Source organism: Treponema sp. (genome assembly GCF_052169735.1).
Taxonomy (GTDB): Bacteria; Spirochaetota; Spirochaetia; order Treponematales; family Treponemataceae; genus Treponema.
Genome location: NZ_JBQNBW010000079.1, coordinates 1 through 9,000, shown reverse-complemented (window position 1 = coordinate 9,000; position 9,000 = coordinate 1). Strand labels below are relative to the sequence as shown.

Below are 9,000 nucleotides of genomic sequence, written 5' to 3'. Positions count from 1 at the left end.
CTAGAGCGCTTGCATGGCATGCAAGAGGTCAGGGGTTCAATTCCCCTCACCTCCAAATTATCATTCAATCCAAAACATAATCCAGATAAAAGGTAGGAAAGGCATCGTATATGGATATATCAAATCTTGATCCTGATCTAGCTGCATTATTGGAAGATATTCCTGTTGCGCCTTCAGCGCCGTCGCTTGACCTTTTCGATGATCTAGGAGATGATATTCTTCTATCAACGGCACCGGAAGCTTCCGGCAGCTCTGAGCGTACGGCAAGCCGTGTCGATTTAACTGTTAAAGAATTTCCTAAAATAGAACATTTTTATAATGATACACCTCATACCTATTTTGATTCAGCTGATTTTTATAAACACGTATTAAAAAATTGCGGTGAAACGGCTCAGCGCTTACACAATATGCTGACAAAATACCTCACAACGCGCGATCCTAAGGATCGCATGGAGTATCGGCAGCGGATTCTTACAAATTATTGGCAATTCATTGCAACGCTTGTACTCAAACTTCCATCTGATGAATCAGCAACCGAAAAAAGATATGCACTGCGGTATGGGCTTCTTTTACCGACCCTGCTGACAGCTACACAGAAAGATACCTTTGCAAAGATTATCGATGAGAATACCTATAAGGAACCGGTTTATTATCTTGACGAATGGTTTCAAGCTATCGCAACAGGTGAAATAAATACATCTTCAACGGATGAGGTACGTACAAAGCAAAAGAATATTACAGGACACTTTCAACAACTTTACAATAAAGCACAAGGAAAGCTGCAAAGTGCAGAAAATCTTTTGCGTGCAAAATCGGATGAGCGCACAAGTGCAGAAGAGTTGATAAAAAATCAATTATACGACTTATTTATGCATGATAATCTTACAGGATTTGCAGGGATAAAAGCTCCGTTTACAGAAACTCAGAAACGCGGAATAAATGATGTCGGTGAAGCACTGCGGCGGCTCCTTTCGCTGGATAAAGAGCTGGTAGGTTTTTACAATGAATACCAGCGTGTTGACGAAGATGTCCGTTCATTACAAGAGAAAATAGATGCCAGCGGTGATGGGGAGCTGAATGTTTCCGACGTAAATGCTGAACTTGATACAGTGCGCCAAATGGTGAAAATGGCATGCGGCCGCCAAGGTAATCACTTTCCCATCCTTTCCAGAGAGTTTTTTCACTCTTTACCGAATGAAATTGGTACAAGAGAAAATGTACTGCACATTATGAAATGGATCGAAAGCGTTGATCCTGAGGCATATTGCCGTCAATACCGGTCACAGCTCAATAGAATACCGCCATTCGTTCTATTAGTACCGTCGTATGGCGATATAGGTTTTTGCTGGGAACCTTTTGACCGCTATAATCGAGTTACCAGCCGTGGTCGTATCATTATTCCTATGTATACAAAAAATCTGAAGAATGCACTTTTAACCGCTACTGCAGATTTGCGCTGGCAAGTTGCGAAGGAAAAAGCATCATATTATTGGATGGAAGAGGGATTGACCGGTAACTATTATCAATGGTTTCAAGCTCAGAAACTCAAAGGCGATGTAAAAGAATTTTTTATCGAAGATTATCTCCTTTGGATGAACAAAGAAAGTGAGGGTATCCAGAAGCTGGATAGAGAAGTCCGTAACGTATTCTGGCGCTTTATGCCTTTCAGTAAAGCTATTAAAGATGAGCTAAAAACTCGGGCGCCGGTATATCAAGAACTTTGTCAAAAAGACCTCAACCGGCAAATGTCCGACGGTTATTAATGTTATTAATCGAGTGTATTTAGGCATAAGGAGCATCTTAGCAACTCCCTAAACTAGAGTTGCCGGCAAAAAATACACCACTGTATGATCTCATTTCCGACTACATAAGGTTTAAATCTGCTTATAACAAGAGGCATATAGTTATCGCGTGTTAGTTGTCAGTGAATCGATACCCTCGAGTCGGCATGTCGCTGTATAGTGTTCAATTTTTACACTATACAGACTCCCTCCGTCTCAGGATAATCGATAGAAGTATGTTATTTGTTGTGGGGATGCATTACACCGAATTTATTCATTATTTTTTTCATAATCTTGCCATAGAAGAAGAATGAAAGAACCATTCCAACAATCACGGAGAAAGGCAACGCTTTTAAAATTTCCGCGTTAATAAATTTAGCAAGAACAATAATAACGGCAACACAAAGAGCACTGCAGCCGAAAATAAGAATCAGCGTAATCAATGTCCCAAGAAGTAAAAAGAGAATAATATTTTTCATTTATTCCTCATGAGGTTCTATATCCGAAGTATTTTTCTGTTTCTTTTTAGTGTAGTATTCCTGCATGATGATAATGATAAACAAGCCCGCTGCACCGACTACGATTGCAGAGTCTGCGATATTAAAGGTCGGCCATCGTTCCAACCCGAATAGACCATAAAACTTAACATCAATAAAATCAACTACACCCTCTACCCTAAAAAAACGATCGAGCAGGTTACTGATACCGCCGCCGATCACAGCCGATAAGAACCAGCGTTGTACATGGGTAAAGTCCGATCTAAAATAGACCACACAAATTGCGCCGATAAAAACCGTAGGAATACATGCCATCACAATAAAACGCATAATTGAGGAAAGTCCACTGCCTAAGCTAAAAGCAGCCCCCGTATTATACACACATACAATCCGCAAAAAATCACCCCAAAATGTAAAACCTACCGACCACGGTGCAATCGACCGAACAACAAGCCACTTTGTCAGCTGATCAGTTAGTATCACTATAAAGGTTAAAATAAGCGGTAAAAAATACTCTTTTTTTGATTTCGCATTCATTTGTATAGTATAATCATTTTATGCTAAAAGGTCTATAAATCCCTGAGAGCAAGATCGAAATTCCGTTTAGGATATGAGTACCATCTTTCTTCTTTGACCAATTCCGTTGACCTTTCGAGTATGGTGTTTTATACTAAAAGTATGAAAAACGCTCTTACTATTGAAATTTGTGCAGGCTCTTTGGATGATGCCATTGCAGCTGAAAAAGCAGGCGCTGCCAGAATTGAACTCAACTCCTCCTTGTTTTTAGGAGGCTTAACCCCTTCGCTCGGCTCACTCCTTTTGGTAAAAAAAGCCACAAAACTGAAAGTGATGACCATGGTACGCCCCCGCGCTGCCGGATTCCTCTACACTGCATCGGAATTTAAAACAATGGAAGAGGATGCACGCCTGTTTGTAGATAACGGCGCAGACGGTATTGTATTCGGTTTTTTAAAACGGGATGGCACAATTGACGAAAAACGCTGCGAGGCGCTTATTTCCATTGCAGGGAATAGGGAAAAGGTATTCCATCGGGCGATTGATGTTGTACCGGATCCCCTAAAAGCACTCGATACATTGATAAACCTTGGCTTTACACGGGTATTAACCAGCGGACAGGAACCTACTGCGTATGAAGGTATGGAACTTATTGCTGCCATGGTAAAGCATGCAAAAGGCAGAATAGAGATATTGCCCGGCGGCGGTATTACAAAAAAGAATGCTGCAAAGCTGGTACAGGGTACCGGTGTTACACAAATTCACTTTGCTGCATTAAAAGCCGTTGCCGAACCGTCTACTGCACAGAATCCTGCGATTTACTATGGCGGTGCACTCTATCCGCCGGAAGACCGGTTTGAAACTGCCGATCTAAACGCTATGACGGAAATTATCGGTACAGTACAGTAAGCATTTTTGAAAAGATACCGTATCTATGCTGCGCCAGGGGTGTCCGCAACTAAAAAAGCAGCACCCCGATCAGCGCTCCGGCGATAATTAAAAAAATCGGATGCAGTTTCTTCCATATTATCTGCACAATCCAAAAGCCGCAAAATACCGCCACTGCTTTCCAGTCAATTATATCAGCCCATTGCCGTGTGCGGTAAAAGAGCGGTAATGTACATACCGCAACAGCGAGTACATTCCATGCTGCCGCGGCGATCATCCCAGCTGCGCCTGCCCGCAATCCATACATAGTATTTTTAACCGATGCAGCATCTTGGAACGACTGTGCACATCGTGCAATGATGAGGATCACAATCAAAGACGGCAACACAATGCCGGTTGTCAAAACAAGACTGCCCCAGATGCCGTACAACTCGTACCCGATGTAGGTTGCCATATTGATCCCGATCGGCCCGGGAGTTGATTCTGAGACAGCAATCATAGCGATGAACTGCTCCGAACTGATAATAGACCGGGCGACCAGCTCCTGCTGCATAAGACTCACCGCAACCAAACCGCCGCCGATCGTCGAAAGACCGATATACATAAAAAGAAAAAATAAACCGGTCAGTGTCATTCGTGTGCCTCCTCATCGGTTTTGCCGTCTTGCAACAGCTCTTTTGGAGCAGTGCCGGCAGCTTTTTTCTTTATTTTAATAATTTGTGCACAAAAACCAACAATGCCCGACGCAAGTACGATAAAGATACCGGAAATATTCCATACCGTCATTGCAAAAAAGGCTGCCAGAGCTATCAGTGCTGTAACACTATCCGTAACAATCTTTTTCCCGAAGGTAAAGACAGCACGGGTGAGGAGTGCGGCAACAGCAATATACACCCCCTTCATAGCGCGCTGTATCCAGGCAATTTCAGAAAACTGGGCAATAGAACCGGCAATAATAGTGATCACAATCCATGAAGGACAGACAATCCCGATAGTTGCCGCAATAGCGCCGGAGATACCCGCACGCTTATAGCCGCAAAACGTTGCAACATTCACTGCGATAATGCCCGGTGTACATTGCCCGATTGCAAAGTAATTGAGAATTTCTTCCTCTGTAAGCCATTGCTTTGATTCCACTAATTCTTTTTGCAGCATCGGCAGCATACTCATTCCGCCGCCGAAGGTAAAAAGCCCTATCTTAAAAAAAGCCGTGAACAACTGTACATAGCGTATTAATCCGTCTTTCATGCTGATTTCCTTATTCGTGCGGAGCGCTCATTCTCATATACCAGGTCAACACCTTTCCACGGTTATTGGGCAAGGTATTGTTGCAGCAATGCCTTTAACCGCGTAAAAAACGAACCGTGTTTTGCATGGGAGGCTTGTTCTAATTTTACGAAATCCTTGGTCGCAGCATCTAAGCTATAGTCATTTCCGTTTTTCTGCTTGAGCCGGTCCCAGTGCTTAACAACCCACACATAAATATCGCTTTTAGTTCTGTTTTTAAAATCTGCAAGCAGCCGGTATTTTTCTATCACGGCAATGACTGGAAGATAGACCGTCGTATACCATGAAACAAGTGCATCGGTAAATGCAATCTCGCTACTCTGCTGTTCGTTTATAAAGTACTTATGGACAAGAATATGATTATAGATAACGTCATAGCGACCTGTAGCGGTAAAATCCAGATCCCAGCAGTCGGTGAGATCGCCGAAATGAGTTTCGTTATAAAAGACCCGTTTTTCGTAGGTGATAACCGCCTCAAGCAGAGTTGCTTGCTGGACAGTCGCCGGAAGCTGTATTTCACTTTGCAACGAAATAACCTCGGCATCAATAAACTCTACCCCTTGCGCCTTTGCAACCGACACCCGATGGTTTCCATCACGGACAAAGTAGAGCCCGCCCAGCTCATAGAGCTGGATAGGAGGCAGCACAACATCGGATAAATGCGCTTGATCAACATTCATCCACCGCTGTTTGAGCTCATTAGACCGAGGCAGAAAACGGTTGTCAAAATCGTTATACCTGCCTTCACTACCGACAATTTTCTTGATCGGTACAACTTTCAGTCCGGCATATACCTCGTTTTGCGGCTTCAATATTTTCTTTACATCGTTGAAAGAAAGCAGCTTCTTTTTGTCAGGATTCATAAGATTTTGCAGATCGTTGATCCATGCCTTATTACGGGCTTTTACAAAATCTTCTTGTGCTTGAAACTGGAAAATGTTTGATTGCATAGCTTCAATAGGATGGTAGTAAATAAGGAAAAAACTGTCAAGATTGGCATAGCGTTCACGGATAGTTCTGTATCTTTTGTATGTTGAATGTTCAACCGCGGAGATACAGAGACTTATGAACGGACTATTCTTCTCTTTTCACTTCCGGAATATCAGAATCAGATACTTTATCCGTATGAACCGCATCTGTCTCAGACTCCGCTTCTGCCTCGTGTACTTCAGTAGGAGCGACAGCCTCGATAACAACAGCTTCAGTATTTTCAGCTTCTTTTTTGGTTTGTTTCGCAGCTTTCGCTATCAGCAGCTGCTTTTGCCGGATTGCAGTCAATCCTTCTTTATCGGTAAAGAATGTATATGCTTTTTTAATATCTTCATATCGAAGCGGAATACTGTCGATCACATCATCAATCTCTAATAAACCGTCCAGTGTTTTTACGTGAAAACTTTCCAGCAGCAGATACTTTTCTCCATCCTTCATAAAAAAGCTAAAACGCACATGATTGGGCAGCTTGCTTGTTACAATCAGCCGTGTAACCGTATTTTCAAAAAATGCATAAGCAAACAGCGTTGTCTCCCCAAGATACCGGATACCGTTCTGCTTATTTTGAATATCAGCCATACCGCTGATTGTAAAAAAACGGTCAAGAATGGTCTTCATGCCGTCATCGATCGATAAGTTCAAACGGCAGGTATAGAGCATTGTCTCGATATTCAAACTCAAAAAATCCTTCTTTTTTTTCGGCATAACACAGCAGTCAATGCTATACGACACATCAAATTGACTATTGAGTGTATTCATGCGTATATCTTTCGCGATCGGCTCCGTATAGAGCGCTTGATCAGGCAAGGTACTGCAAGCAGTGAGATAAAATAGACAGGGAATTGAACAAAACAGCAGTTTTCTGATAGTATACACGTATGTCTCCTTATGGAAGGTGTCCCGGCATATCATATAAAAGATACACTGGGGTACCTTCATTTTTAGTATTCATACTATGGGATATCTCTAAGAACTCGGTTAGATTTTTAGAGGTTCCCTATGGAAATATCTAAATCTACCCCATCAACCCCATGAGCTTTGCCTGTAAGCCTTTATTTTTGGCAACCTTGCGCATGGTTTGACGGGTCTTTTCAAATTGCTTTAACAGTTTATTGACTTCAGAAACAGAAGTTCCGGAACCTTTTGCAATCCGTTTGCGGCGGGGTGGTCCAATCATATGATGATTTTCCCGCTCCTTAATCGTCATAGATTGAATAATCGCCTTCTGCCGCTTGAATCCTGCTTTATCTATATCCTCAGCAGAAATTTGACCAGCAAGTCCCGGCATCATCTCCAGCATCGATTCTAAAGACCCCATTTTCTCGACATTTTCGAGCTGTTCAAGCATATCCGAGAGCGTAAACGTCTCGGTTGCCATCTTTTTTTGCAGCCGGGCAGCCTCTTGCGCATCAATATTTTCCTGGGCCTTTTCTACGAGCGAAACAATATCACCCATGCCGAGTATTCTTCCGGCAATACGGTCGGGATAGAACGGCTCAAAGTCTTCGATTTTTTCGCCGACACCGACATACAGGATGGGCTTGCCGGTTACGGTTTTCAGCGAGAGCGCTGCACCGCCGCGGGCATCGGAGTCAAACTTCGTTAAAATAACACCGGTTAACCCAGCCCGCTCATCAAAGGTTTTAGCAACCTCGGCAGCATTTTGTCCTGTCATCGAATCCGCAACGAGAATGGTTTCTACCGGGTTGACCGCTTTTTTTACCGCTGCAATTTCCTGCATCATTGCTTCGTCTATTTGCAGCCGTCCAGCCGTGTCAACAATCACAGTATCAAGTCCGTTTTTCCGAGCATAAATGACAGCATTTTGGGCAACCCGGACGGCATCTTTGGTATCTTCTTTGTAAACCGGAATTCCGATACGTTCACCGAGGGAAGAAAGCTGTTCTACAGCAGCAGGACGGACAAGGTCGCACGCAACAAGCAGCGGCTTACGCCCTTCTTTTTGCAGCCGGGCAGCAAGTTTGGCAGCAGAGGTTGTCTTACCGGAACCCTGCAAACCAAGGAACAGGATAACCGACTGGGTATCCGGTCCTTTCAATTGAAGACTTTTCTTTTCATCTCCAAGAAAGGCGAGTATACGGTCATATACGATTTTAATAAATTGCTGACCGGGATTCACAGACTTTAATACGGTTTCTCCCTTTGCTTCTTCAATAGTTGCATTGATAAATCGGCGCACAACCCGCAGATTAACATCAGCTTCGAGCAGTGCAATTTTTATCTCTTCAACCGCTTCTTCAATGTTTTTTTCGGTTATAGTTGCTTTTCCGCTTATTTTGCGGACAATACCGCTAAACGTATTGGTAATTTTTTCAAGCATTGATTATTTTCCTTACAGACAAGCTGGTGAGCTTGCGTTTTATCGTTTTGTTTATAGTAGACCTGTCCGGAAACGTAAGTTTCCGAACAGATTTATTCATGCAGAGGGTTTAATACACCGACGCTTGCGTCGGAGCTGTTGATTAAAACCAGTCTTTATTTCCATCTTCCCACACAAAAAACTCCTCCGGCGTAAAAAAGAGCCCAAGTTCCCGTGCGGCGCTTTCGGCAGAATCCGAAGAATGTACAATATTGATATTGGTATGCAGCGCGTAATCACCGCGTATGGTTCCCGGCTCGGCATTCACTACCTTGGTAGCGCCGCAGAGTTTCCGAACCAGAGCAATAGCCTCATCTCCTTCCCATGCCATTGCAATAACAGGTCCCGAAGTAATATACTGTACCAGTTCGCCAAAAAACGGCTTATCAGCATGTTCTGCATAGTGTTTTTTTGCTAATTCAGGACTAATCCGCATCAGCTTTAAGGCAACCAGCCTCAGTCCTTTTTTTTCAAAGCGGCTGAGCACTTCTCCGGCAATCCGGCGCTGTACTACACCCGGCTTCATCATCACAAATGTCCGTTCCATCATTTTCTCCCATAAGATACATACCATAGTTCAAAACAATATTATACCCAAAACCTTCTTTAAAATGCAACAGTCTTCAGAAATATCAGTTTCTGAAGACTGTTGCATTGGTGC

Annotated in this window: 10 protein-coding genes; 2 read left to right on the top strand and 8 right to left on the bottom strand. The window is 43.2% G+C overall.

All coding sequences use genetic code 11. The features are described 5' to 3' along the window. Positions 1 to 110 precede the first annotated feature (110 nt). Positions 111 to 1,763: a hypothetical protein gene (locus ACTTJ8_RS10675; protein ID WP_442715059.1), complete on the top strand. Its 1,653-nt coding sequence runs from the start codon at positions 111 to 113 to the stop codon at positions 1,761 to 1,763. Positions 1,764 to 2,020: 257 nt separating this feature from the next. Here ACTTJ8_RS10675 and ACTTJ8_RS10670 read toward each other — a convergent pair whose 3' ends face one another. Together ACTTJ8_RS10670 and lspA are read right to left on the bottom strand one after the other, a co-directional pair. Beyond that, entirely contained in the window at positions 2,021 to 2,260 is a 240-nt protein-coding gene (locus ACTTJ8_RS10670; RefSeq protein ID WP_442715060.1) for a hypothetical protein, read from the bottom strand. Next, on the bottom strand, positions 2,261 to 2,815 hold the full coding sequence (gene lspA, locus ACTTJ8_RS10665) for a signal peptidase II (RefSeq protein ID WP_442715061.1): 555 nt from the start codon (positions 2,813 to 2,815) through the stop codon (positions 2,261 to 2,263). It lies immediately after the preceding gene. Between the two features lie 141 nt (positions 2,816 to 2,956). Here lspA and ACTTJ8_RS10660 point away from each other — a divergent pair, with 141 nt between their 5' ends. After that, entirely contained in the window at positions 2,957 to 3,703 is a 747-nt protein-coding gene (locus ACTTJ8_RS10660; protein WP_442718672.1) for a copper homeostasis protein CutC, read from the top strand. Positions 3,704 to 3,752: 49 nt separating this feature from the next. Here ACTTJ8_RS10660 and ACTTJ8_RS10655 read toward each other — a convergent pair whose 3' ends face one another. The 6 genes from ACTTJ8_RS10655 to ndk all read right to left on the bottom strand — a co-directional run bounded on the left by ACTTJ8_RS10655 (position 3,753) and on the right by ndk (position 8,886). Next, positions 3,753 to 4,316 (bottom strand): chromate transporter, encoded by a 564-nt coding sequence (locus ACTTJ8_RS10655; RefSeq protein ID WP_442718671.1) that lies wholly within the window; start codon positions 4,314 to 4,316, stop codon positions 3,753 to 3,755. Further along, positions 4,313 to 4,930 carry a chromate transporter gene (locus ACTTJ8_RS10650; RefSeq protein WP_442715064.1) on the bottom strand — a complete coding sequence of 206 codons (618 nt, stop codon included), beginning with the start codon at positions 4,928 to 4,930 and terminating at the stop codon, positions 4,313 to 4,315. The genes ACTTJ8_RS10655 and ACTTJ8_RS10650 overlap by 4 nt, the downstream gene beginning before the upstream one ends. Before the next feature lie 62 nt (positions 4,931 to 4,992). After that, positions 4,993 to 5,919 carry a transcriptional regulator gene (locus ACTTJ8_RS10645; RefSeq protein WP_442715065.1) on the bottom strand — a complete coding sequence of 309 codons (927 nt, stop codon included), beginning with the start codon at positions 5,917 to 5,919 and terminating at the stop codon, positions 4,993 to 4,995. A 124-nt stretch (positions 5,920 to 6,043) separates the two neighbouring features. Then, on the bottom strand, positions 6,044 to 6,835 hold the full coding sequence (locus ACTTJ8_RS10640; RefSeq protein ID WP_442715066.1) for a hypothetical protein: 792 nt from the start codon (positions 6,833 to 6,835) through the stop codon (positions 6,044 to 6,046). A 139-nt stretch (positions 6,836 to 6,974) separates the two neighbouring features. Then, positions 6,975 to 8,300, bottom strand: coding sequence for a signal recognition particle protein (ffh, locus tag ACTTJ8_RS10635; RefSeq protein ID WP_442715067.1), 1,326 nt, complete (start codon positions 8,298 to 8,300; stop codon positions 6,975 to 6,977). Between the two features lie 142 nt (positions 8,301 to 8,442). After that, a complete protein-coding gene (ndk, locus tag ACTTJ8_RS10630) occupies positions 8,443 to 8,886 on the bottom strand; it encodes a nucleoside-diphosphate kinase (protein WP_442715086.1) in 444 nt (147 codons plus the stop codon). Positions 8,887 to 9,000: the final 114 nt, after the last annotated feature.